The sequence below is a fragment of the Kluyvera sp. NPDC087067 genome, from assembly GCF_044745165.1.
GTDB lineage: Bacteria > Pseudomonadota > Gammaproteobacteria > Enterobacterales > Enterobacteriaceae > Kluyvera.
On record NZ_JBIUZS010000004.1, the window covers coordinates 295,048 to 320,608 of the forward strand.

Consider the following 25,561-nt stretch of genomic DNA (forward strand, 5'->3'; position numbering starts at 1 on the left):
GGATTACTGTCCTATCGCGCCTGCCAGGGCGCGAATATCGTTACCGGTAGGCGATTGATGAATACGCAAACCAAACTCTTCCACCACTGCAAAAAGGTGATCGAAGATATCAGCCTGGATGCTTTCATATTCCGCCCACACCACGGTATTGGTAAACGCATAAATCTCAATCGGCAAACCGTTATTATCCGGCGCGAGCTGGCGCACCATCAGCGTCATATCTTTGCGAATCTGCGGATGGTTGCGCAGATATTCATTAAGATAGGCGCGGAACGTGCCGATATTGGTCATCTTGCGCAGATTAAGCACCGACTCGCCGCCGCCATGCTGCTGGTTCCACATGGTGATTTCTTCATGACGCGAGTCCATATACGGTTTAAGCAATCGCGCCTGAATTAAGCGCTGCTGTTCTTGCTCATCAAGAAAATGCACGCTGGTGGTGTCGATATTAATACTGCGCTTAATTCGACGCCCGCCGGAGGCCGACATGCCGCTCCAGTTTTTAAAGGAATCGGAAACCAACGACCAGGTTGGGATCGTGGTAATGGTATTATCCCAGTTACGCACTTTGACGGTGGTTAAGCCAATATCGGTTACCGCGCCATCCGCACCGTATTTTGGCATTTCCAGCCAGTCACCCAGTTTCAACATATCGTTGGCGGAAAGCTGAATGCCTGCCACCAGACCGAGTATCGGGTCTTTAAACACCAGCATCAGCACCGCGGCCATGGCACCTAAACCACTGATCAAAATTGCCGGTGATTGCCCTAATAGCAGGGAGATTATCAGGATGCCGACCAGAATGGCGCTGACCAGCTTAACGCCCTGGAATATGCCTTTTAATGGCAGGTGTGAAGCGGCAGAGAGTTTCTGCGAAAGATTAAATATAACGTCAAGCAGAGAAAAGAATGACAGCAGGGCATATAGCATGACCCACAGTTGGGCAGCGGTCGTTAATATTTGTGCCGCATCGCTGCCTTTTTGCAGCCACAAAACCGCCTGCACGTTGACAATAACCCCTTGCAGGGTAAATGCCAGACGGTGAAAAAGTTTGTTTTGCGTAATGATTTGCAGCCATAAATGACTGCTCGCCTGTGCGCGTTTTTCAAAGGTTCGAAGCACCAGCCGATGCAGTATCAGATGGACAATGATGGCAGTGAGAAAAATAATACCAAAGATGATGAAGAGTGAATTGGTATGGTTTATTTCAATGCCCATTTCTTCGATTTGGGAAATCAGTTCCTGCATAACGTCTCCTTTAATGCCAGCCCTTTATAATGGACAGGCTGGCTATAATATGCAAACCGCTATACAGGAACTTAACATTACGAGGTGGCGAGCGACGGACTGCGGTTTAAATGATGGCGCAGGCCAATCGCGATAATAGCCAGCAGTAGCATCATCACCGCTTCAACGCCCAGAAAGCCGACCATCGCATCGGTATAGCTGCCGTGATGGTTGCGCATCAACACCAGCAGCAGCGAGCCAAATACGGCAGGGCCAAGCCCCAGCGTGGCTTGTTGCACCGTGCTGAGCAGCGCGCTGCCGGCACCGGCATCGTTGGCGGTGATATCCCGCATTCCTACACGGTAGAAGCAGTTCACAATCAGCGCCTGACCATAGCCAATCAGCGCCGTCGACGGGATTAACTTAAGCGTGGTGGTTGACTGGCCGAAATGATGGAAGGTTTCCATCAGCAACAGCAGGCCGCTTATCTGCACCGCCAGACCGGCCACCATAATGCGCCCCATGCTGTGGCGGGCAATCAGCTTCGGTGCGTACATCGCCGACAGGAAGTAGGCGACGCCGAGGGCGACAAAGCTGTTTCCTGACTGCCAGGGCGCCATGCCCAGGCCCGACTGCATGGTCAGCGCCATACAGAACATAAACCCAGACCACGCGCTGAAGAACAGCAGGGCAATAACCATCCCGAAACGAATACTGGCTAATTTTAGCAGCCGTGGAGGCAGCAGCGGGTGCTCGCCGCGTCGCTCTTTATGCAGCGCGCTGGCGCGCATCCACAACAGCAGCGGAATCGTCGCCAGTAGCATCAAACGCATTGACCACGGCCAGTGCAGCTCCGGCCCCAATGCCATGGGGAACAGCAGGCAGCAAAGAATCAGCCCGAGGCTAATCGTACCCTGCCAGTCGATGCTGGCGTGCCCGTCGCGACGGGTTTCTGGGACATAGCGGCGGCTAAAGGCCAGCACCAGCAGACCAATCGGCACGTTGATGAAAAAAGCGTTACGCCAGCCCATCCCGGCGATATCGGCCGACACCAGCCAGCCGCCGAACATCTGCCCGACAATAAACGAGATCCCGCCGATCCCACCGTAAAGACTAATGGCGCGAGCGTGGGCGGTGCCTTTCATCGTGACATGCAGCGTCGCCAGAATTTGCGGCACAATCAGCGCCGCGCCCGCGCCTTGTAGGGTGCGCGCAGCCAGCAGGGCGGTAATCGAATTCGATACGCCGCACAGCAGCGAGGCCAGACTAAACACCGCCACGCCCCACATAAACAGGCGGCGGCGTCCGTAGTTATCGCCAAGCTTACTGCCCATAGCCAGACAGACGGCGAACGCGACGCCGTACATTGCGACGATAAGCTCCAGCTGCGTCGCGCTGGCGTGCAGCGACGCGGTGATTGAGTCGAGGGCGACGTTGGTAATTGAGGTATCAATTTGCGGCAACATCAGGCCAGTCATTAGCAGGAGAAGCCCAGCACGGCCGGGTGAAACAGTAGACGTTTTCATGGTGACTCCATTGCGTCATTCAGCGATTGGCCGTAGCATCGCTGATTAAATAAACGGGTACCAGTTCCTGGTTATACTGGTACTGGCACTACTATGCTGGAGATACCATGAGCCTCATCAGCCACAGTGAAATCGATGCATTGCAGACACGGCAGAGTGATAGCCGTAAACAGCTGGGTGCATTTCTTCGGGCGCGACGGGAAAGTCTCGATCCGCAACGGTTGGGATTACCGCGCAGCGGACGGCGGCGCACGCCGGGCCTGCGTCGCGAAGAAGTGGCGATGCTGGCTGATGTCGGCGTGACCTGGTATACCTGGCTTGAGCAGGGGCGCGAGGTTAATCCGTCGGTGGCGGTAATGCAAGCGGTCGCCGAGGCGCTTTCGTGCAGCGAGCTGGAAACGCGCCACCTTTTCGTGCTGGCGGGGCTGCAACCTCTGGAGTCGCTCAATGCCACGCAATGTGACTCGGTAAGCCCCGGCGCGCGGCGTATGCTGGACAGTTTGCTGCCGAATCCGGCCAGCGTTCAGCGGCCAAATTTTGATATTGTGGCGTGGAATGATGCCTTTTGTCGGCTGATGGGCGTCGATTTTTCGACCCTGCCGGAGGACGATAGAAATTGTATCTATCTGTATCTGACTCACCCAGACTGGCGCAGTCGATTGGCAAACCGCGACGCGCTGGCGACCTTTGTCTCCTATTTCCGCGCCGCGATGGCAGAACACCGTGGTGAACCGGCGTGGGAAAACAAGCTGGCGCGTTTCTTCGCCGTTTCCGCAGAATTTGAAGCGATGTGGCATCAACGTTACGACGTTCGCGGCGTCGAAAACCAGATTAAAAACTTCTGCCACCCTGAGTTCGGTGAATTCCAGCTCCAGCAAATGTACTGGTACTCCGCGCCGCGCAACGGTTCGCGCCTGCTGGTCTATTTACCGGTGGATGAAGCGGGGGAGGTGGTGCTGGAGAAACTCTCGCGCTGAAAAACTCCCCAGGTCGCGCTACCGTTTGAGGATGTTTTACGATCCGCTATCCAGAATGGATGATGCAATCTGAATGTCGCCGTTATTACGCATAAAGTCATGCTTTATGGGCTGATTAGCCTTTAATGCAATTTGCCATATATGCTAATATTTCGGGGATAAAAATCGTGTTCAGAATCGTTGTTCATTCGGATGTCAGGGATGAGTTACTGGCCTTGCCCCCGGTGGTTCAGGCCAAAATGATCGGTAAGATAGAGAAACTTCGGCATAATCCCACGGCGCTCAGGGAGCCTGACAGCAAACCTCTTTCTCATGGGCTTTTTGAGATTCGCACGCTGGGAGCCATTCACAGTCGCGGCATCTATGTATTCCAGCGAGAAGAAACGATTTTTTTGCTACGCGTTTTTATCAAAAAAACGGTCAGGACGCCTCAGGCGGAGATTAGCCTGGCACTAAAGCGGCTACAGGAGATGCGTGATGAGCAAGAAAATAATTGATTGGGACGAGCTTAAAGCGGAGATGCTGGACGCGCCGGAGGTGAAAGCGGCGTTTGACGCTGAGGCTCGGCGAGAAAGGTTGCGCGCCATGCTGGCACAATGGCGAAATCATGCGGGCCTGACACGGGCGCAGGTGGCGATGAAGATGGGCGTTAGTGCACCAACGGTATCAAGAATGGAGGCCAACGTGACCCGCGCGAGCCTGGACACGTTGACACGTTATGCGCTGGCCTGCGGCGTAGAGCACCCGCAGATAGTGCTATATTGAGATTCCCCGGCGGCGCTGCGCTTGGCCGGGCTACAATATTGCCGTAACCCGGCTTCGCCAATTAAATCTCGGTAATCACCGTTTTATTAAAAACTGATAGCTTACCACCATACCCTTGTAGCCCGGCCAAGCGCAGCGCCGCCGGGAAGGGCTCCGAAGCCAATTAAACCTCGGTAATCACCGTCTCTTCAGGCAGACGTGATTTCGGCAGCTTCTTATTAAAATCTTCTTCGCTGTGATAACCCACCGGCACCACTACCAGGCTGGTAAAGCCTTTCTCTTTCAGACCAAATTCGGCATCGAGCACCGCAGCATCAAAGCCTTCAATCGGTACTGCATCCAGACCCATTGCGCCCATGGCCAGCAGGAAGTTACCGACGTTGAGGTAGGTCTGACGCGCAGCCCACTGATCGTCATCGTGATACTCTTTGCGGTGCAGGTCGGCAAAGAAGGTACGGCCTTTGTGGTTAGCCGCTTTTGCTTCCGGGGTCGCGAAACGACCATCGGCCTCTTCCTGATCGACCACTTTTTCAAGCCAGGCATCGTCAATAGCGGTTTTCGCGCAGAATACCACCACGTGAGAAGCATCCAGCATTTTGCGTTCGTTAAACACGTAGCCGCCCGCCGCGGATTTTGCCACGCGCGCTTTCCCTTCGTCGGTGCTGGCGACGATGAAATGCCACGGCTGAGAGTTGGTGCTGGACGGGCTATAGCGCAGCAGCGTTTTCAGGTCGGCTGCCTGTTCTGCGGTCAGTTTTTTGCTGGCGTCGAACGCCTTGGTGGAATAGCGCGCTAAGGCAACGGAAACGATGTCCATAAATACTCCTGAATGATGAAAAACACCGCCAATCGGTGTATTGAATCACAGCAGGGTACCGCGCGAATTAACAAATGAGAAGGGTATTCAATGCGATAACACTTATCGCATTGAACGCAAAATCAGACGGGGCGAACGCGTTGTTGAACCCGCTTCGGCAGCTTATTGACCACCAGATTCCACGAATCCTCAATCAAACTTTTCAGCAGATCTTCGGTGATCTCAGGGCCGGGATAGACTGAAATCCAGTGTTTTTTATTCATATGGTAACCCGGTTTGATATGCGGGTAGATCGCCTGATGTAAGAGGGATTGCTCGGGATCGGCCTTCAGATTGAGGATCGCCTCGCCGTGCAGAAAGGTTTTCAGCATAAACATTTTCCCCTCGACGGTGAAAACGTCATATTCCGGCCCAAACGGCCAGTAGATATCAGAAAAAGGCAGGGTCAGCGCAAATTCATGTGCGCATGCGTGCAGCGTTTTACCGTCCATCAATCCTCCTCGGCAAGCGCCAGCCACATGGCTTCAAAACCCAGCGCTTTCAGGGCATCGGCGCGCTGCGGTTCGCGGCTGGCAAATTCAATGGTGGCTTCCGCCAGCGACAGGAACAACGCATCGCCAAAAGCGCGAAATTCGTCCGACATAAACACCGGGCGGACTGAACGCTGACAGAGCTTTTGGAGCTCCGGGAACATAGCGCGCACCTGGTCGATAGTTTCAGCGGTGATTTTTTCACTCACCGCCATGCGGCGAATGGCGTGGTGGCCCAAAGGATTGCGCACGCCCCAATCGATATAGCTGTTCCAGATACTGTGGGTAAATTCTTTTGGCGAAACGTTCTCAATGAGTCCGGCGAGCATAGCCTGACACAGATCGCTCTTCAGATGCAGATAAAGCGCATTCAGCAGGTCGTCTTTGGTGGCGAAATAGCGAAACAGTGTGCCTTCAGCGACCCCCGCACTGCGCGCAATAAGCGCAGTGGACGCGGCAATGCCGGATTGGGCAATGGCGCTGGTAGCCGCTTCCAGTAACGCTTGTTTTTTATCTTCACTCTTCGGACGAGCCACTACACTTTACCTCTCTGACGGTTAAAAGCGTGATTGAAACATGTCGGGGACAGAGACTTCAATGTCGAATGTTTAATTTTGTAAATCGCTTGACGATTTTTTTCGCACCTTCCTATAATGAGTGCCTACTCACTCATAATCAACTTTTTTAATGTGGCTTCCTGGATGAAGCTTATCTCGGGTCAGGACATGAAACGTTTCATCATCAGTGTGGTTGCCATCATGCTTATTGCCAGTGCCGCAAGTTTGCCCTTTGTTCTGAATGCCGGTTTTGGTCAGGCACCGCAAGGGGCCGAGAAAAGTCAGATCGAACGTTCGCCAAACTACCGCGACGGCGCGTTCCAGAACACATTGCCTACGCCGGGTTTTACCGGTGACAAAAACATGCTTATGGCGTGGTGGGAATTTTTGACCGCTAAACGGGAAAATGCCCGTCCACAGCAGCCGCTGCCGCTGGTGCCAACTGACCTCGCCAGCCTGCCGTTGCAGCAAGACACCATGATTTGGCTGGGCCACTCGTCGTGGTACTTACAGTTATCCGGTAAACGCATTCTGATTGACCCGGTATTCAGCAGCTATGCCGCACCGTTCGCTTTTTTGAATAAGGCGTTTGACGGTAATTATCCGTGGCAGGCGGCCAATATGCCGGAGATTGATCTGCTGATTATCTCCCACGACCACTATGACCACCTCGACTACGCCACCATCAAAGGGCTGATGCCGAAGGTGAAGCGTGCTGTCGTGCCGCTGGGCGTCGGTTCTCATCTGCGTTACTGGGGGATGAAGGACGAGATCATCACCGAAGCGGACTGGCAGCAAAGCGTCACCATCAGCGATGCGCTGAGCGTGCACGTTCTGCCCGCACGTCACTTCTCCGGGCGTGGACTCAAGCGTAACCAGACGCTGTGGGCCAGCTTTATGTTCGTGACGCCAACGCAGAAAATTTACTACAGCGGCGACAGCGGCTACGGCCCGCACTTTAAAGCCATCGGCGAGCAGTTTGGCAACGTTGACCTCGCCATTCTGGAAGATGGTCAGTATGACCAGGACTGGCGCTATATCCACATGATGCCAGAACAAACCGCGCAGGCGGCGGTAGACCTGAACGCGCAGCGCGTGCTGCCGGGGCATGCCGGACGCTTTGTGCTGGCAAAACATACCTGGGACGACCCGTACAAACGGCTGGCCGCCGCCAGTAAAGATAAAGCGTATCGGCTGCTGACGCCGATGCAGGGCGAGCCGGTCTGGCTTGCCGACACAACGCAAACATTTCGTGCCTGGTGGGAGTAACCACCGATTGTAGTTAAATGAGGGGAGGGGTATATGACCGAATTAGCCACTCAGGTTGTCGACACGCTGGTCGAATGGATTGACAACAATCTGCATCAACCGCTGCGCATTGATGAAATTGCTCGCCGAGCCGGGTATTCAAAATGGCATTTGCAGCGCATTTTTTTACAGCACAAAGGGGAGAGTCTTGGTCGCTATATTCGCAAGCGTAAGCTCAATCTGGCGGCGGATGAGCTGTGTACGACCGATCAAAAGGTGTATGACATTTGCCTGAAGTACGGGTTTGATTCCCAGCAGACGTTTACGCGCATTTTCACCCGCACGTTCAATCTGTCGCCGGGGGCTTATCGCAAAGAGAATCATCGTCCGCAAACGCATTGATCTTCTCAGGGGGAGAGCGGGGGGCTTTGTCGCCGGTTTCCCCTCACCCTAACCCTCTCCCCAAAGGGGCGAGGGAACAAGTATGTACCACGATTTATCGCGTAGCCCGGTCGAGCGTAGCGACGCCGGGAAACACCGCACCTAATCCGCCAGCGTCAGCCCAAAGGGGCCAAGGGACGACTTCACAGGCCTGATAAGCAAAGCGCCATCAGGCGCATCCGCGCAGATTGCCGGATGGCGGCTGCGCCTTATCCGGCCTACACCGATAGGTAATTCGGGGAAACACCGCATCTAATCCGCCAGCGTCAGCCCAAAGGGGCGAGGGGACGACTTCGTAGGCCTGATAAGCAACGCGCCATCAGGCGCATCCGCGCAGATTGCCGGATGGCGGCTGCGCCTTATCCGGCCTACACCGATAGGGTACTCGGGGACACACCGTACCTAATCCGCCAGCGAAAACCAACGTCGCCACACAAAACGCAGCACAAGATACTCCACCGTCCCCAGCGCCAGGAACCACACGCAAAACAGCACCGTATAGAACTGATTGAGATCCATAAAATGGAAGGTCTCCACCAGCTTTTGCGCCAGCGTCAGCCCAAGGGAAGGTGCCGGGAGCAGCAGGCAGGAAAGAAGCGCCAGCAATAAAATACCGGCGGCGGTCATCAGCGTTTCAAGTGGATGCTTCATGTAATGTTAATCTTTAGTTAAAGATATTATTGTCCAGTAATTTTTTATGGAACGCAATGTTTCTAATTTAATAAACATTCGACGGTATTAATTAATATAAATAATAAGCCCTACGAAATTCATCGTATAACAGGCGATAAATAACAATCGATATTAAATTAAATAAGTCTTTCGTAAATTAACGTCATGCCCCAGATAATATTTTTACAAAAGTATAAGTACTGTATCCAACCAGCGTGGCGACCACGATAGCTAGGGCGATGTACAGCGCCAGGCGGCGTCCTCTGTAGATTCCAAACATAATGACCTCGTTTAGATTGGGTTTAGAAATATTCTGTAATATTAATATCAGTTAATAAACTTAATGTCGTTTTGAAATTTATACAACAAAGAATTTTGTCGGAGAATAAATATTCTTTGAATGCAGTAAATAATTAACGACGTCGCCTTGGCCAGAAAGTGAATTCAGGCTTTCCGTTCGCAGGAATTTAAAAGGAAACGCTATTTTGTCGAAAATGATGAACACTCAGAATGTTTCACGCTCCGCTCCTGACTCGCACGAGCACGCTTATCAGCGCTCAGCCCAGGAAGTCCTGTCGCAGTTAAACAGCCAGCCTAACGGCCTTAGCCCTGCCGACGCCCAGCAGCGTCTGCATGTTTATGGCCCTAACGCCTTGCCGGAAAAGAAAGGTAAGCCCGCGTGGCTCCGTTTCCTCGCACACTTTAACGATGTCCTGATCTATGTGCTGCTGGCCGCTGCGGCGCTGACTGCGGTAATGGGCCACTGGGTCGATACCGCGGTTATCCTCGGTGTGACGGTGATTAACGCCCTGATTGGTCACATCCAGGAGAGTAACGCCGAGAAATCGCTCAAAAGCATCCGTAACATGCTTTCAAGCGATGCGCAGGTGATCCGCGACGGCAACCCTATGACGGTGGCGACCACCGAACTGGTTCCGGGCGATATCGTGGTACTGCGCGCGGGCGACCGTATTCCGGCAGATATGCGCCTGATTGAAGCGCACAACCTGCGCGTGGAAGAGGCGATCCTGACCGGTGAGTCGACCGTTGTCGATAAGCACGTTGAGGCATTGCACGGTGAGCTGTCGCTGGGTGACCGCACCAACATGCTGTTCTCCGGCACCACCGTCAGCGCCGGTGGCGGCAAGGGCGTGGTGGTTGCCACCGGTCAGGAGACCGAGCTTGGCCACATCAACCAGATGATGGCAGGCATTGAGAAGCACCGCACGCCGCTGCTGGTGCAGATGGACAAACTGGGTAAAGCCATTTTTGCCATTATCCTGGCGATGATGGTGGCGCTGTTCGTCTTTAGCATGCTGCTGCGCGATATCCCGCTCGGCGAGCTGCTGCTGTCGCTAATTAGCCTGGCCGTTGCCGCCGTACCGGAAGGTCTGCCGGCGATTATCTCGATTATTTTGTCTTTGGGCGTTCAGGCGATGGCGCGCAAGCGGGCGATTATCCGCAAGCTGCCAACCGTTGAAACTCTCGGGGCGATGACCGTGGTCTGCTCGGATAAAACCGGCACCCTGACCATGAACGAAATGACCGTAAAAGCGATTATTACCGCCGATAGCTGCTACCGCGTAGACGGCAACAGCTACGAGCCGCACGGCAATATTTATCTGGAAGGTTGCAATACTGCGGTGACGGTACAGCCGAACACGGTGCTGGAAACGTATCTACGCACTATCGATCTGTGTAATGACAGCCAGCTGGTGCAGGATGCCGCAGGCCATTGGGGGATTACCGGTGGCCCAACCGAAGGCGCGCTGAAGGTGCTGGCGGCGAAGGCGAATCTGACGCCGCTGCGGACTCAACTGATTGCCAAGATCCCGTTTGATTCTCAGTACAAATATATGTCGACTCACTTCCAGTTGGCTGACGAAGAGACCGTGATGGTCACCGGCGCGCCGGATGTCCTGTTTGCGCTGTGCCAGCAGCAGCAGACCGCGCGCGGCGTAGCGCCGTTCGACCGCAGCTACTGGGAAGCAGAAATGGCACGCTTTGCCAGCCAGGGGCTGCGCATGGTCGCGGCGGCCGCCAAACCGGCGAACGCCGGACAGAAAACGCTCGATCACAGCGACCTCCAGCAGGGGCTGGTGTTCCTCGGCATCGCCGGGATGATGGACCCGCCGCGCCCGGAAGCCGTTGATGCGATCAATACCTGCCAGAACGCGGGGATCCGCGTGAAGATGATCACCGGCGATCACCCGCAGACGGCGATGAGCATCGGCCAGATGTTGGGGATCCGTAACAGCCGTGAAGCGATGACCGGCTACCAGTTAGAGCACATGGACGACGCCGAGCTGGCAAAAGCGGCGGTGGAGTACGACATCTTTGCACGTACCAGCCCGGAGCATAAGCTGCGCCTGGTAAAAGCGTTGCAGGACAGCGGCGAAATTGTCGGCATGACCGGCGATGGCGTTAACGACGCCCCGGCGCTGCGTCAGGCTGACGTCGGTATCGCCATGGGCATCAAAGGCACCGAGGTGACCAAAGAGGCCGCCGACATGGTGCTGACCGATGACAACTTTGCCACCATCGCCAGTTCGGTGAAAGAGGGCCGTCGCGTCTACGACAACCTGAAAAAGACCATCCTGTTTATCATGCCGACCAACCTGGCGCAGGGGCTGCTGATTATCATCGCGCTGCTGGCGGGCAATATTATCCCGCTGACGCCGGTACTTATCTTGTGGATGAACATGGCGACCTCCGCCACGCTCTCCTTCGGCCTCGCGTTTGAAGCCGCCGAGCGCAACGTGATGAACCGTCCGCCGCGCAAAACCGGCCAGCACGTGATGGATGCCTATGCCGTCTGGCGCGTGGCCTTTGTGGGCTCGATGATTGCGATTGCTGCCTTTATTCTTGAGGCCTGGCTTGCGCCGCGCGGCCACAGCGCCGAGTTTATCCGCACCGTGCTGTTGCAGATGCTGGTGACCGCGCAGTGGGTCTACATGATTAACTGCCGCAGCAGCGACCGCTTCTCCTTGAACAGCGGCCTGCTGAAGAACAAAGGTATCTGGCTTGTGACCGGCGTCCTGCTGGCGCTCCAGGTGGCAATTATCTACCTGCCGCTGATGCAGACGCTGTTTGGCACCGAAGCGCTGCCGCTGCGCTACTGGGGGATTACTCTCGCTATCGCTGTCGTGATGTTCCTGGTGGTTGAAGTTGAAAAGCGCCTGACCCGCCGATTCCGCAAAACCGCCTAGCCCTGCGTGCTCCTCTCTCATGGAGAGGAGCACCGACTCTGCAAGGATCCCCCGATGAAAAATACACTCCGCCTCGCCTGGCTTGCCTGCGGGCTGGCCTACTGCACCCTCGCATCCGCCGCGATTCCGGTACGTGTTACCACCGTTGAACCTGCGCCACATGCGGTGGAGCGCCAGTTACCGGGCCGCGTCGAGGCCGTTCATGCCGTCGATATCCGGGCGCGTACCGAAGGCGCTATCGTGCAGCGCCATTTCCAGGATGGACAGAATATTCAGGCAGGCGGCCTGCTGTTTACCCTCGACGATGCTCAGCCGCGCGCCGCCCTGGCGTTAGCGCAGGCCGAGTTAAAAAGCGCGCAGGCCTCGCTGCGGCAGGCGCAGCAACTGTTGACGCGTTTTCAGAGCCTGAAAACCCATCAGTCGATTAGCCGCAATGATGTGGACAATGCACAGATGCAGCGCGATGTTGCCGCAGCCGCCGTCGAGCAAGCAAAGGCGCGGGTCAGCGCCCAGCAAATCATCCTCGATTACACCCGCATCACCTCCCCGGTGAGCGGCCGCGTGGGGCACAGCGCCTTTCACGTCGGCAGCCTGGTGAATGCCGCCAGCGGCGTGCTGGTGGAGGTCGTCCAGCTCGACCCGGTGCGCGTAAGTTTCGCGCTCGACGAGGCGGCATTTTACAGCAAGGCCGGGCAGCACCCGGATATCAGCACGCTGAAAACCGCCTGGCTGGCGCAAATTACCCTGGATGGCAAACGTGAAGATGGCGTGCTGACCTCGGTCGATAACCGCATTGATGCCCGTACCGCCAGCGTCGCCGTGCGCGCCGAGTTTGCCAACCTGCAACACCGGCTGCTACCGGGCGGCAATGTTAACGTCACGCTGCGGCCCAAAGCGCTGGGCAAAAGCCTGATGATCCCCGTGTCGGCCGTGCAGCAGGATGCCCAGGGCTACTTTAGCTGGGTGCTGACGGCTGAGAATACCGCCGTCCAGCGACGCCTGACACTGGGCGGGCAGCAGGGACAAAACTTTGCTGTTACCCAAGGGCTTCAGGCGGGTGAGCGCGTGATTACCGAAGGCGCACAGCGCCTGACCAACGGCGCCGTCGTGCAGCTGTTGAATTAAGGAAGGAGTGAACGATGCTGACGTTTTTTATCCGTCGTCCGCGATTTGCCATGGTGATTGCGCTGTTGATGACCTTTGTCGGTGCGGTCGCGTTAAAGCTGATTCCAGTGGAACAATACCCGCAAATCACGCCGCCGGTGGTGAACGTGAGCGCCAGTTGGCCGGGTGCCAGCGCGCAGGACGTGGCGGAAGCCATCGCCGCGCCGCTGGAAACTCAGCTCAACGGCGTTGACCAGATGCTTTACATGGAGTCGACCAGCTCCGACGATGGCGGCTATAGCCTGAACCTGACGTTTGCCGCGGGAACCGACCCGGACATGGCGGCGATAGATGTACAAAACCGCGTGGCGCAGGCCGTGGCACAACTGCCTGCCGATGCCCAACAAAACGGCGTGCAGGTGCGTAAACGCGCCAGTAATTTGCTGATGGGCGTAAGCCTCTATTCGCCGAACGGTACGCTCGCGCCGTTGCAGGTGAGCAACTATGCCAGCACGCAGATCCGTGAAGCGCTGGCGCGTCTGCCGGGCGTCGGCCAGGTGCAGATGTTTGGCGCGCGGGATTACAGTATGCGCATCTGGCTGCGCCCTGACCGGATGAATGCGCTGAATATTACCAGCGACGATATCGCCAAAGCGCTCAACGAGCAGCACGTACAGGGCGCAGCCGGGCAGGTGGGCACGCCGCCGGTGTTTAACGGTCAACAACAAACCCTGACCATCAACGGGCTAGGGCGTTTGAGCACCGCGGCGGAGTTTGCCGACATCGTGGTGCGCAGCGGTGAACAGGGGCAGTTAGTTCGCCTTGCCGATGTGACAACCACCGAGCTTGGCGCCCGCAGCTACAACTCCAGCGCCCAGCTCAATGGCGTTGAATCGGCCTACATGGGGATTTATCCCACGCCGACCGCTAACGCCTTGCAGGTGGCCAGCGCCGTGCGCAACGAACTCACCCGCCTGCAAAGCCGTTTTCCGGCCGACCTGACCTGGGAGGTGAAATTTGATACTACCCGCTTTGTGGCGGCAACGATTAAGGAGATTGGCACCTCGCTGGCGCTCACCCTGCTGGCGGTAGTGGCGGTGGTTTCGCTGTTCCTGCAAAGCGCGCGGGCGACGCTGATTGTGGCGTTAGCCATTCCGGTGTCGCTGGTCGGCACCTTCGCGGTGCTCTACCTGCTCGGTTACAGCGCCAACACGCTAAGCCTGTTTGCGATTATTCTGGCGCTGACCATGGTAGTCGACGATGCCATCGTGGTGGTCGAAAGCGTGGAAGGGCATATGGCTGACGGGTTAAGCCGCAGCGAAGCCACCGCGCAGGCGCTGCGCCAGATTGCCGGCCCGGTTATCGCCACTACGCTTGTGCTGCTGGCGGTGTTTGTGCCGGTGGCGATGCTGCCGGGAATTGTTGGTGAGTTATACCGCCAGTTTGCCGTCACGCTCTCCACCGCGGTTACGCTGTCGAGCATCGTGGCGCTGACGCTGACCCCGGCGCTCTGCGCGCTGCTGCTGCGTCCGCGCCCGGCAAAACCTGCCGCGTTCTTCCAGTGGTTCAACCGTGGCCTGGACGCCACGCGCGATGGCTACGGTCGGTTAGTCATGTGGATGAACCGTCGCCCGCTGGTGGCCGTGGCGGCGACCAGCGCTGCCGCGCTGCTGGTGGCGTATAGCTTTACCTCCATGCCGAAAGGCTTCCTGCCGTCAGAAGATCAGGGCTACGTCTTTGCTAATGTACAGCTCCCGGAATCGGCCTCTTTAGAGCGTACCGAAGCGGTGATGGCACAGGCGCGCGCGCTGTTGGCGGCGCATCCGGCGGTAGAAGATGTGATTCAGGTGTCGGGCTTTAGCATTCTGAGCGGCACCAGCGCATCAAACAGCGGCTTTATCTCGCTGATGCTCAAAGACTGGTCGCAGCGTGCGCCGCTTGCATCGGTGATGGGCGAGCTACAGCGCCAGCTTCAGGCGCTGCCGCAGGCGAATATTATGCTGTTTGCGCCGCCAACGCTGCCGGGGCTGGGAAATGCCGCCGGTTTTGACCTGCGTGTTCTGGCGCAGGCCGGGCAATCTTCCGCTGAGCTTGAGCAGGTGACGCGTAAGATTTTGCTGGAAGCCAATCAACATCCACAGTTAAGTCGTGTCTTCACCACCTGGAGCAGCAACGTTCCACAGCTGACGTTGACCGTCGACCGCGACCAGGCGGCGCGCCTGGATGTCCCGGTGTCGCGCATCTTTACCAGCCTGCAAACGGCGTTTGGTGGCACCCGCGCCGGGGATTTCAGCATCAACAATCGCGTCTATCACGTGGTGATGCAAAACGAGATGCACTGGCGTGAGCGCGCTGAGCAAATCAGCGAACTGTTTGTCCGCAGCAACCACGGTGAGCGCGTGCGGCTGAGCAATCTGGTGATCATTACGCCAACCGTGGGCGCGCCGTTTATCCAGCAATATAACCAGTTCCCGTCGGTGTCAGTGAGCGGTTCGGCGGCAGAAGGGGTCAGCAGCCGCACGGCAATGGCGCAGATGGAAACGCTGCTGGCGGAACATTTGCCGGAGGGCTACGACTACGCGTGGAGCGGCCTGTCGTGGCAGGAGCAGCAGACCGGCAACCAGGCGATATGGATTGTGCTGGCGGCGGTGGCGATGGCGTGGCTGTTCCTCGTGGCGCAGTACGAAAGCTGGACGCTCCCGGCAAGCGTTATGTTGTCGGTGCTGTTCGCCATCGGCGGTGCGCTGCTGTGGTTATGGATTGCGGGCTACGCCAATGACGTATACGTCCAGATAGGGCTGGTGTTACTGATAGCCCTGGCGGCGAAAAACGCGATTCTTATCGTTGAGTTCGCCCGTGCCCAGCGGCAGGCAGGGCTGTCGATTGTGGATGCCGCGCGTGAAGGGGCAACCCGTCGCTTCCGGGCGGTGATGATGACGGCGGTGTCGTTTATTATCGGCATCATGCCGATGATGTTCTCCACCGGTGCAGGCGCACAGAGTCGGCAGATTATCGGTACCACCGTCTTTAGCGGGATGCTGGTGGCGACGGTGATTGGCATCCTGTTTATCCCGTCGCTGTACGCCTTGTTCCAGCGTCTGCGCGAGTGGGCGCACCGCCGGGCGGGTTAACCCCTCATCAAAGACCGCGCCATAGAATACCCTCTCCCCTATGGGAGCTGTCTCTTATACACAAATTCGTGGTGACAGCGATCAGGTAAGGGGTGATATATTAATGTTTATCAATATGTTGCGCTCTCTTCCAATGCTAGCCATATAAATTGCACTGGCGCAGAGAGCGCGCAAGGGGCGGCCAGTCGCCGCCGCCCCCTGCACCCCCAGGCTCTGGCGGCAAAATCGCCGCTACGCGGTTCCCTCTGCTTATCCCTTCCGGCTCCGGGTCGGGCGCGAGGCAACGTCCCTGTAAAACCGCGCCCTCAGCCCACATCCCTGTGGGCTGCCCCGGCCTCCAGGGAACGCTTCGGCGATTTAGACGCCACCAGAAACCGTGCGGCCTTTGAGTTAACAGCAAAAACGAATGTCGCTGGAACGGCGGAGTCCCCGCTGAAAATCGGCGAACCGGAGAATGGAAGACAAGGTCAGGACGCCATGGATGGCGGACTGAGGCGAAGCGAGACAGGAGGTCGAGTTTCGCCGTGCCGCAGGCTGGAGTTCGAAGGCGAGCGCAGTGCGAAGCACCGATTTCCCTGCGGGGCCGCGGGGATTGCTAAGGGGTGCGCGGCCGCATCCCTTAGCCCGTTCACCGGTGACGGGACTTCATATTCTGCCTGACGTAAAGTGAACGGAACCCCTCACCAGACTGACATACATTCAGTTCTGTCCCACGAATTTGTGTATATGAGACAGCTTGGGGAGAGGGTTAGGGTGAGGGGGCGGCTCAGCCGGTTTATGGCGTGTGGTAAACGGTGAGGATCGTGTCTGCATCGAGCAAAAACCACCGGACACTGACGGTAAGCGTGAGCGCAGCAATATTAAGCCTGACCTGCTGCTCATCCACGGAAATCACCGTCGCCTGATGAAAATGCTGCAACTCAGGATGCTTCAGGGAGAAAGCTTTATACAGGCTTTCTTTCGCCGAAAAAGCGAGGGTTAAGGCGAGCGTAAAACCAGGCGAACTGTGACGTAACACGGCGAGTTCGCTATCGGTAGCAATCTCTTGCGCCAATGACGCTACCAGCGTGTCGTCAAATACGCGCTCAATATCAATGCCCGTCGGCGTCCGCGACACCACGGCCACCGCCGTTTTCCCGCAGTGACTAATACTGCCATAAAGCCCCGCAGGCCACAGCGGCTGGCGCTGCTCGCCAATCCCCGGCACCGCTTTTTCACCAAATACCCGCAGCGCATGAACGGCGGCAATACGCCCGGCTAAATGCTCGGTCTGGCGTTTTTTTCCCGTGCGCGCAAGCGCCGCATGATGCGGTAACCACAATAGATCGCCTGGCGTAAAGGTATCGGGGTCGAAATCGATGCGTTGAATGGTATTGAGGGTCGTGTGATGGGTTCGCATACGGCTCCTGAAAACCCTCTCCCGGGCGGGAGAGGGGGCACACATCTTATCAGAAGTGGGTGTTAACGCTCAGGTACCAGGTACGGCCCGGCTCGTTATAGGTGTACGCGCCCGCGCCCGCCATATAATCGCCGGTCTTGGTATCACTCACGGTCTGGGCGTTACCTTCGCGCCACAGACGTTTGTCGAAGACGTTATCCACGCCGCCGGTCAGGCTGAGATTTTTGTTCACGTCCCAGGTCGCGCTCAGGCCGAGAATACTGTAAGGGCTCGCCACGGTGGCCGAGGTGCCGGACACCGGTTTGCCCTGATAATCGTATTTCTTCGGCTCTTGCTTACCGTACCAGGTGAAGGTGGATTGCAGAGAAACGTCCTGACGTACCTGCCAGCTCAGCGTGGAGTTCAGGGTGTACTCTGGAATAATCGACAGGCGCTCGCCGGTCTCTTTATTCTTACTTTGCAGCATGTAGGTGATGTTGTTGGTCCAGTTAACGGTTTCGCTTACCGGAATATTCAACGTTCCTTCCAGACCTTCCACCACCGCTTTAGGAATGTTTTCCCACTGGTAGATATCGGTGTAAGTCGTTTTTGCGCCGCTGGTAATCGAGGTACGGCTCAGCGGCGTCGTTCCCGCTTCAATTTTGTTACGGTAATCGTTACGGAACCAGGTCACCCCGGCCAGCCAGCCTTCACGTTTGAACTCCAGACCAATCTCTTTGTTGATGCTGGTCTCCGCTTTCAGATCGTCGTTACCCATCATGTAGCAACCAATACCGGTCGCCGCGCCCGTGGCGTAACAGCCCTGACCTTTGCTGTACAGAATGTAGTTTGGGTTGGTCTGATACAGACTTGGCGCTTTGTACGCCCGCGCGATACCCATTTTCAGGGTGAAGTCGTCGCCTAAGCCCTGTGACAAGTTCAGCGACGGGCTCCAGTTATCACCGACAATACTGTGATGATCGAAACGCAGTGCTGGCGTTAACATGGTGCTGTCGGTCAGCTCCATGTTGTTCTCAGCGAACAGGGAAAAAATCTCCGCTTGTGAATAAGGGCTGCGGTCGGTGCTGCTGTATCCCGGAATATTGCCGCCCATGAAGGTTTGTCCGTTGGAGCTGGAGTCCTTCATGCGCTGCTGATTCCACTCGGTGCCCAGCGTCAGATTCTGGTTAACCCACAGATCGAACGGAATGCTGATTTCACTGTGCAGCATCACGTCGGCCAGATCGGTATCGCTGAACTGGTTGCTGTTAAACAGGCCTTCCAGACCGCCGGCCAGACCTTCGCCCAGACGCGAGTTACGGGTATGTTCGTACTGCGCCCAGTTGCTGGTGGTGATGCCGTTATCCCAGCCGCCGTTCCAGGTCAGCGCATAGTTCTGGCGATACATACGGTTAGTCTCTTTCCCGTAGTATTTTTTCACCAGACCGTTGGTTTTATTGTCGTTGTTGGTGTTCTGCGTGTCGCCCGCGTACAGGTTGCCCTGACGGCTGTAGCCCGCTTCAAACTCCAGCGACTGCATTGGCGCAAAGTCCCAACGCAGCTGGCCGTTAATATCTTTGTTCTCCACCCCTTCGCGCCCGGCAGGCATGGTATCGGCGTACGCACCGGTACGTTGGGATTGGTGACCGTCGTTGATATCCCACGCGTCGGCCTGGGTTTTATCAAGGTTACCAAACAGACGGAAGCTGAAATCTCCGCCCAGCGGGCCGTTGAGGCTGAAGTTGGTGCGCTTGGTGGAGCCTTCTTCTTTATGCTCCGGCGCGTTCAGGTAGGTGTTCCACGAACCGTGCCACTCATCGCCGCCTTTTTTGGTGATGATGTTCACCACGCCGCCCGCCGCACCGTTACCGTAACGGGCAGCCGCAGGGCCACGCAGCACTTCAATACGTTCAATCATTTCCGGCGGAACCCAGCCGGTATCGCCACGGGTATCACGCTCACCGCGCCAGCCCTGACGCACGGAATTGCGGCTGGTCACCGGTTTACCGTCGATAAGAATCAGGGTGTTTTCCGGGCCCATACCGCGAATATCAATCTGACGATTGTTGCCGCGCTGGCCGCTGGTTGAGTTACCGGTGAGGTTCACGCCTGGCATAGTACGGATGATTTCAGAGACGTCGCGCGCCGGTGGGCGTTTACGAATTTCGTCGGCGGTGATAGTGGAAACGCCCGGAGCCTGCAGGTTCTGCTCGGCAGCGGTCACCACCATCGTTTCGCCGTCAGCGGTTTTGTCGCCAGTGGTCTCAGCGGCAAAAGCCGGTGCCGCGATGCCATAAATACCCAAATTGACCAGGAGGGCCAGGGATTTGATTTTATTATTCATTTTTTGTCCTGCTTTCTATCGCCGCATGCTGTTTAAATCCATTCCCGAAAAAGGGATACGGCGGGGTTATATGCCTAAAGCATGTGAAAGTTGCGCGGCATTACGCTATTGCAAATGCAAATAGTTATCAATAATATTATCAATAAATTTTCATGTGTAACAAGAAATTCCACAATAAACATGGGGTTAACGTGGTGGAGAAGTTAGAGACAGGAAGTGACACATGGTGGGCAACGCTTAAAGGCCCACAATATGAGCAGGTTAGCGAAGGGTATAAGGTAACTTTCTGGTGGCGAGATCCTGCGGGAAACGAGACCACATCACCGATTCGTCGGGTGTGGATTTACATCACCGGCGTCACCGATCACCACCACAATAGTGCCCCGCAGACCTTACAACGTATACCTCACACCGATGCCTGGTGCTGGACGACCACCTTGCCGTCCACCTGGCGCGGCAGCTACTGTTTCATTCCCTCTGCACATGAAGACGATTTCGCCCCCGGTATTTTCACCGCCGTCGAACCTGACCGCATGCAACTGCGTGAAGGCTGGCGCAAATTGCTGCCGCACGCCGTGGCTGACCCGCTAAATGCGCACAGCTGGAAGGGCGGTCGTGGACACCCGGTTTCCGCATTCGAACTGCCGAATGCCCCTGAACAGCCCGGCTGGTCTACGCCTGCCAGCGTCTGGAATGAACCGCAGTGCATCACCTGGCGCAGCGACCGTTTAGGAAATCAGCGGCGAGTATGGATTTTCACGACCGGTGAACCGAACGAGGAAGCGCGACCGCTGGCGGTGTTGCTGGACGGTCAGTTCTGGGCCGAAAGTATGCCGGTCTGGCCCGCGCTTGCCGCGCTCACCGACGCCAGAAAGCTTCCTCCGGCGGTGTATCTGCTGATTGATGTTATCGACAACGCCCATCGCAGCCGCGAACTGCCGTGCAACGCGGATTTCTGGCTGGCGGTACAGCAGGAGTTGCTGCCGCAGGTGCAGGCCATTGCGCCCTTTAGCGACCGTGCCGATCGCACGATAGTGGCGGGGCAGAGCTTCGGCGGCCTGTCGGCGATGTATGCCGGATTACACTGGCCGCAACGCTTTGGCTGCGTACTGAGCCAGTCGGGATCGTACTGGTGGCCACATCGCGGTGGCCGTGAAACCGGTGAGATTGTGGCCGGGCTTGAACGCGGCGAGCTGAACCCTCAGGGATTGCGGATTGTGCTGGAAGCCGGTATCCGTGAGCCGCTTATTTTTCGCGCCAATCAGGCGCTTTTGACGCAATTAGATCATATGCAGCAGCCGGTTTTCTGGCGTCAGGTTGACGGCGGACATGATGCGCTTTGCTGGCGCGGCGGACTCACCGCCGGGCTCATCACGCTCTGGGACACCCAGGCCGCAACGCGGGATTAACGACAGGAGTTTGGTATGCAAGTCAGTAACCCCTTCGACGACACGCAAGGGCAGTTTTATCTTCTGCAAAACCACGAGCAGCAGTTCAGTCTATGGCCTCAGCAGTGCACGTTGCCTGCGGGCTGGACGGTAGTTTGCCCGCCGCAACCGCTTGAGGCGTGTAACGACTGGCTGGCGGCGCACTGGGATTCACTGCTGCCGAATCACTTTTCGACCCTCGGAGGCCAGGCATGAGCGCACGTTTACCGCTAATAGCCGCCCAGCCGGGGATCTGGATGGCAGAAGCGCTCTCTGAGTTGCCCAATGCCTGGAGCGTGGCGCACTACGTTGAACTTAAAGGCAATATTGACGGTAACCTGCTGGCGCGCGCGATTGCCACCGGCATGATGCAGGCCGACACGCTGCGCATGCGTTTTGCCGAGGATAACGGCGAGGTGTGGCAGTGGGTAGACGAAAGCGCGGTGATTGCCGAACCGCTGCGCCACGACCTGCGCGGAAGAGAAAACCCGCAGCAGGACGCGCTGGCGATGATGCAGGCCGATCTTGCGCAAAACAGCCGCGTCGACAGCGGCAACCCATTGTTTAATCATCAACTTTTCCAGATTGGCGATAACCACTGGTTCTGGTATCAGCGCTATCATCATCTGCTGGTGGACGGCTTTAGCTTCCCGGCGATTACCCGCCAGATAAGCCTGATTTATCAAGCCTGGCAGCGCGGTGAAGCGACGCCACAATCAGCGTTCACGCCGTTCGCCGAGGTGGTGGAGGAATATCAGCGCTATCGCGACAGCGATGCCTGCCAGCGCGATAAAACTTTCTGGGCCGAGCTGCGAAAAGCGCTGCCGTCTCCGGCCTCTCTTTCGCCTGCACCGCTACCGGGACGCGCGGAAAGCACCGCCATCTGGCGCTTAAAACTTACCGCCGATCGCCGCGCGTTTTCCCGCCTGACGGCCTCGCATCCTCACTGCCAACCCGCCGATCTTGCGCTGGCCTTAGCCGCGCTGTGGCTGGGTCGCCTGTGCGGACGCAGCGATTATGCCGCCGGGTTTATCTTTATGCGCCGCATGGGGTCTGCCGCGCTGACGGCCACCGGCCCGGTGCTCAACGTGCTGCCGCTGGCGGTGACGCTGGAAGGTCAGGAAACGCTGGGCGAACTGGCAACCCGGCTCTCCGGGCAGCTTAAAAAGATGCGCCGCCATCAACGTTACGATGCCGAGCAAATTGTCCGTGATGCCGGAAAGGCCGCGGGCGATGAAGCGCTGTTTGGCCCGGTATTTAACGTCAAAATGTTTGATTATCGCCTCGCTTTCGACGACGTTGATTTCGTCACGCATACGCTGGCGACCGGCCCGGTCAACGATCTTGAGCTGGCGCTGTTCCCGGATGAAACGGGTGGGCTGTCGCTGGAGATCCTGGCCAATCAGCAGCGTTATGACAAATCGACGTTACAGCAATATATCGCCCGTTTATCGTCGCTTTTGCAGCAGTTCGCCGACAATCCGGCGCTGCACTGCGCTGATGCCGAGTTGCTGTCTGACGACGAATACCAGCGTCTGGCGCAGATCAACGCGACCGAAAAAGCGTTGCCGCGCGCGACGCTAAGCTCGCTGGTCGCAGAGCAGGCGGCGAAAACGCCGGATGCCGTGGCGCTGGTGGATGCCCATTATCGCTTTACCTATCGTGAAATGCGCCAGCAGGTGGTGGCACTGGCAAACGTGCTGCGTAAGCGTGGTGTGAAGCCGGGTGACAGCGTCGCCGTGGCGCTGCCGCGTTCGGTATTTCTGACCCTGGCGCTGCACGCCATCGTTGAAGCGGGTGCCGCCTGGCTGCCGCTGGATACCGGTTACCCGGATGATCGTTTGCAGATGATGCTTGAAGATGCGCGTCCCTCGCTGCTCATTACCTCAGATGACCAGCTCCCACGTTTCCCGAACATCGAAAGTTTGTGCCTGAACGCTCCGCTGGCGGTAGGTGACACGTTGCCGTTAGGGTTAGCGCAGCCGGAACAGACGGCCTATATCATCTTTACTTCCGGTTCAACCGGACGTCCGAAAGGGGTGATGGTCGGCCACGAGGCTATCGTTAACCGTCTGCTGTGGATGCAGGATCATTATCCGCTGACCGCCGATGACGTGGTGGCGCAAAAGACCCCGTGCAGCTTCGACGTGTCGGTGTGGGAGTTCTGGTGGCCCTTCATCACCGGCGCAAGTCTGGTCATGGCGGCCCCCGACGCGCACCGCGACCCGCTGGCGATGCAGCGTTTCTTTGCCGAATACGGTGTGACCACAACCCACTTTGTTCCGTCCATGCTGGCAGCGTTTGTCGCCTCGCTCACGCCAGAAACCGCCGACTGCTGCTGTTCGCTGAAACAGGTGTTCTGTAGCGGCGAAGCGCTGCCGACCGGGCTTTGTCGCGACTGGGAGCTGTTGACCCACGTGCCGCTGCATAACCTGTACGGGCCAACGGAAGCGGCGGTGGATGTGAGCTGGTATCCGGCTTACGGCGAAGCGCTGGCGCAAGTCACCGGCAACAGCGTGCCGATTGGTTTCCCGGTATGGAATACCGGGCTACGCATTCTTGATGCCATGATGCGCCCGCTGCCGTTTGGCGTGGCGGGCGACCTGTATCTCACCGGTATTCAGCTAGCGCAAGGCTATCTGGGCCGCCCGGATCTCACCGCCAGCCGCTTTATTGCCGACCCGTTTGCTCCCGGCCAACGGATGTACCGCACCGGCGACGTGGCGCGCTGGCTGGATAACGGCGCGGTGGAATATTTAGGCCGCAGCGACGATCAGCTGAAAATACGCGGTCAGCGAATTGAACTGGGTGAAATCGACCGCGTGATGCAAACCCTGCCGGACGTTGAGCAGGCGGTGACGCACGCCTGCGTGATTAACCAAGCGGCGGCAACCGGCGGCGATGCACGGCAACTGGTGGGCTACGTGGTATCGGCGTCTGGCCTGCCGCTGGACACCGAGGCGCTATTGGCGCGTTTACGCGAACAGCTGCCGCCGCATATGGTGCCGGTGGTGCTGTTGCAGCTTAGCGCATTACCGCTCAGTGCCAACGGCAAGCTGGATCGCAAAGCGCTACCGCTGCCGTCGCTTACGCAAAAGACGGCCGGACGTGCGCCGCAAACGGCGACTGAAACGTTAGTGGCCGATGCTTTCAGCCAACTGCTGGGATGCGATATCCAGGACATCGACGCCGACTTCTTCGCCCTGGGCGGACACTCGCTCCTGGCGATGCGTCTGGCGGCGATGCTCGGTCAGCGCAGCGGACGCGCGGTGACGCCGGGGCAGGTGATGGTGTCATCGACCGTCGGCAAACTGAGCGCCTTGCTCGACGCGGGCGACGATGAACAGGCGCAGCGTCTGGGCTATGAAACAGTGTTACCGCTGCGCACCGGCTCGGGGCCGACGTTATTCTGCTTCCATCCGGCTTCCGGTTTTGCCTGGCAGTTTAGCGTTCTGTCGCGCTATTTGTCGCCGCGCTGGTCGATTATCGGCATTCAGTCGCCGCGCCCGCACGGGCCGATGCAAACCGCCGCGACGCTGGATGCGGTGTGCGAAAATCATCTGGCAACGCTTCTCGAACAGCAGCCGCATGGGCCGTATTATCTGCTGGGCTATTCGCTGGGCGGCACGCTGGCGCAGGGCATTGCGGCCCGTTTACGTCAGCGTGGCGAAACCGTGGCATTCCTGGGCCTGCTCGATACCTGGCCGCCAGAAACGCAAAACTGGGCGGAAAAAGAGGCTAACGGTCTGGATCCGGCGGTTCTTGCAGAGATTGAGCGCGAACGCGAGGCGTTTCTTGCCGCGCAGCAGGGGCAGGGCTCCGGCGAACTGTTTAGCGCCATTGAGGGCAACTATGCGGATGCGGTGCGTCTGCTGTCGACCGCACACAGCGCAACGTTTGATGGCAAAGCGACGCTGTTTGTCGCCGAGAAAACGCGCTCAGCGGATCCGCACGCCGCGTGGGGGCCATGGGTGGGAGAGCTGGAGGTTTACCGCCAGGATTGTGCACACGTCGACATCATCACCCCGGCAGCGTTCGAAGCGATTGGGCCGGTGATTCGGGAGATTTTGGGGTAAGTTTGTGATTTTGTTCAGCCCGTAAAGCCGCGTACGGTTCGGTTCCCTCGCCCCTTTGGGGAGAGGGTTAGGGTGAGGGGCAATGTGCGCGCTGTACCCTCACCCCGGCCCTCTCCCTGGAAGGGAGAGGGG

At 57.5% G+C, this 25,561-nt stretch carries 19 protein-coding genes; 11 read left to right on the plus strand and 8 right to left on the minus strand.

The window, feature by feature from the left end:
• Window positions 1-3: 3 nt before the first annotated feature.
• Together ACIPDS_RS12965 and ACIPDS_RS12970 are read right to left on the minus strand one after the other, a co-directional pair.
• Window positions 4-1,248, minus strand: coding sequence for a mechanosensitive ion channel family protein (locus ACIPDS_RS12965; protein ID WP_400736276.1), 1,245 nt, complete (start codon window positions 1,246-1,248; stop codon window positions 4-6).
• A 77-nt stretch (window positions 1,249-1,325) separates the two neighbouring features.
• The gene (locus ACIPDS_RS12970) at window positions 1,326-2,753 is read right to left on the minus strand and encodes an MFS transporter (RefSeq protein ID WP_400736279.1); all 1,428 of its coding nucleotides are present in this window, start codon (window positions 2,751-2,753) and stop codon (window positions 1,326-1,328) included.
• Between the two features lie 107 nt (window positions 2,754-2,860).
• On the opposite strand from ACIPDS_RS12970, the gene ACIPDS_RS12975 reads away from it, so the two are divergent.
• The 3 genes from ACIPDS_RS12975 to ACIPDS_RS12985 all read left to right on the plus strand — a co-directional run bounded on the left by ACIPDS_RS12975 (window position 2,861) and on the right by ACIPDS_RS12985 (window position 4,495).
• Window positions 2,861-3,730, plus strand: a complete 870-nt coding sequence (locus tag ACIPDS_RS12975; RefSeq protein WP_400736282.1) for a helix-turn-helix transcriptional regulator — start codon at window positions 2,861-2,863, stop codon at window positions 3,728-3,730.
• 167 nt (window positions 3,731-3,897) lie between these two features.
• On the plus strand, window positions 3,898-4,227 hold the full coding sequence (locus tag ACIPDS_RS12980; protein WP_400736285.1) for a type II toxin-antitoxin system RelE/ParE family toxin: 330 nt from the start codon (window positions 3,898-3,900) through the stop codon (window positions 4,225-4,227).
• The gene (locus ACIPDS_RS12985) at window positions 4,208-4,495 is read left to right on the plus strand and encodes a helix-turn-helix transcriptional regulator (RefSeq protein ID WP_166514778.1); all 288 of its coding nucleotides are present in this window, start codon (window positions 4,208-4,210) and stop codon (window positions 4,493-4,495) included. The genes ACIPDS_RS12980 and ACIPDS_RS12985 overlap by 20 nt, the downstream gene beginning before the upstream one ends.
• A gap of 163 nt (window positions 4,496-4,658) precedes the next feature.
• On the opposite strand, the gene nfsB is transcribed toward ACIPDS_RS12985, so the two are convergent.
• The 3 genes from nfsB to ACIPDS_RS13000 all read right to left on the minus strand — a co-directional run bounded on the left by nfsB (window position 4,659) and on the right by ACIPDS_RS13000 (window position 6,378).
• Window positions 4,659-5,312 carry an oxygen-insensitive NAD(P)H nitroreductase gene (nfsB, locus tag ACIPDS_RS12990; protein WP_166514779.1) on the minus strand — a complete coding sequence of 218 codons (654 nt, stop codon included), beginning with the start codon at window positions 5,310-5,312 and terminating at the stop codon, window positions 4,659-4,661.
• 122 nt (window positions 5,313-5,434) lie between these two features.
• The gene (locus ACIPDS_RS12995; RefSeq protein ID WP_400736289.1) at window positions 5,435-5,803 is read right to left on the minus strand and encodes an MmcQ/YjbR family DNA-binding protein; all 369 of its coding nucleotides are present in this window, start codon (window positions 5,801-5,803) and stop codon (window positions 5,435-5,437) included.
• Window positions 5,803-6,378, minus strand: coding sequence for a TetR/AcrR family transcriptional regulator (locus ACIPDS_RS13000; RefSeq protein WP_400736292.1), 576 nt, complete (start codon window positions 6,376-6,378; stop codon window positions 5,803-5,805). Before ACIPDS_RS13000 ends, ACIPDS_RS12995 begins: the two co-directional genes overlap by 1 nt.
• Before the next feature lie 174 nt (window positions 6,379-6,552).
• On the opposite strand from ACIPDS_RS13000, the gene ACIPDS_RS13005 reads away from it, so the two are divergent.
• Both ACIPDS_RS13005 and ACIPDS_RS13010 read left to right on the plus strand, forming a co-directional pair.
• Window positions 6,553-7,668, plus strand: a complete 1,116-nt coding sequence (locus ACIPDS_RS13005) for an MBL fold metallo-hydrolase (protein WP_400736753.1) — start codon at window positions 6,553-6,555, stop codon at window positions 7,666-7,668.
• Window positions 7,669-7,701: 33 nt separating this feature from the next.
• Window positions 7,702-8,049 (plus strand): RamA family antibiotic efflux transcriptional regulator, encoded by a 348-nt coding sequence (locus ACIPDS_RS13010; protein WP_166514782.1) that lies wholly within the window; start codon window positions 7,702-7,704, stop codon window positions 8,047-8,049.
• A gap of 441 nt (window positions 8,050-8,490) precedes the next feature.
• Here ACIPDS_RS13010 and ACIPDS_RS13015 read toward each other — a convergent pair whose 3' ends face one another.
• The gene (locus ACIPDS_RS13015; protein WP_166514783.1) at window positions 8,491-8,739 is read right to left on the minus strand and encodes a DUF1158 domain-containing protein; all 249 of its coding nucleotides are present in this window, start codon (window positions 8,737-8,739) and stop codon (window positions 8,491-8,493) included.
• Between the two features lie 515 nt (window positions 8,740-9,254).
• On the opposite strand from ACIPDS_RS13015, the gene ACIPDS_RS13020 reads away from it, so the two are divergent.
• The 3 genes from ACIPDS_RS13020 to ACIPDS_RS13030 are packed head-to-tail and all read left to right on the plus strand — an operon-like array spanning window position 9,255 to window position 16,204.
• On the plus strand, window positions 9,255-11,969 hold the full coding sequence (locus tag ACIPDS_RS13020; RefSeq protein ID WP_400736756.1) for a cation-transporting P-type ATPase: 2,715 nt from the start codon (window positions 9,255-9,257) through the stop codon (window positions 11,967-11,969).
• 54 nt (window positions 11,970-12,023) lie between these two features.
• Window positions 12,024-13,094, plus strand: coding sequence for an efflux RND transporter periplasmic adaptor subunit (locus ACIPDS_RS13025; protein WP_400736297.1), 1,071 nt, complete (start codon window positions 12,024-12,026; stop codon window positions 13,092-13,094).
• A 14-nt stretch (window positions 13,095-13,108) separates the two neighbouring features.
• Entirely contained in the window at window positions 13,109-16,204 is a 3,096-nt protein-coding gene (locus ACIPDS_RS13030) for an efflux RND transporter permease subunit (RefSeq protein ID WP_400736300.1), read from the plus strand.
• A 775-nt stretch (window positions 16,205-16,979) separates the two neighbouring features.
• Here the strand turns inward: ACIPDS_RS13030 and entD are convergent.
• Window positions 16,980-17,603: an enterobactin synthase subunit EntD gene (entD, locus tag ACIPDS_RS13035; protein ID WP_400736303.1), complete on the minus strand. Its 624-nt coding sequence runs from the start codon at window positions 17,601-17,603 to the stop codon at window positions 16,980-16,982.
• A 49-nt stretch (window positions 17,604-17,652) separates the two neighbouring features.
• On the minus strand, window positions 17,653-19,926 hold the full coding sequence (locus ACIPDS_RS13040) for a TonB-dependent siderophore receptor (RefSeq protein ID WP_400736306.1): 2,274 nt from the start codon (window positions 19,924-19,926) through the stop codon (window positions 17,653-17,655).
• 152 nt (window positions 19,927-20,078) lie between these two features.
• Between ACIPDS_RS13040 and fes the strand changes: the two genes are divergently transcribed.
• Genes fes through entF form a run of 3 tightly spaced genes read left to right on the plus strand, consistent with a single transcriptional unit; the run spans window position 20,079 to window position 25,429 of the window.
• Window positions 20,079-21,335: an enterochelin esterase gene (gene fes, locus ACIPDS_RS13045; RefSeq protein ID WP_400736309.1), complete on the plus strand. Its 1,257-nt coding sequence runs from the start codon at window positions 20,079-20,081 to the stop codon at window positions 21,333-21,335.
• 15 nt (window positions 21,336-21,350) lie between these two features.
• Window positions 21,351-21,569: an MbtH family protein gene (locus ACIPDS_RS13050; protein ID WP_400736312.1), complete on the plus strand. Its 219-nt coding sequence runs from the start codon at window positions 21,351-21,353 to the stop codon at window positions 21,567-21,569.
• On the plus strand, window positions 21,566-25,429 hold the full coding sequence (gene entF, locus ACIPDS_RS13055) for an enterobactin non-ribosomal peptide synthetase EntF (RefSeq protein ID WP_400736315.1): 3,864 nt from the start codon (window positions 21,566-21,568) through the stop codon (window positions 25,427-25,429). Before ACIPDS_RS13050 ends, entF begins: the two co-directional genes overlap by 4 nt.
• The last annotated feature ends 132 nt before the right edge of the window (window positions 25,430-25,561 follow it).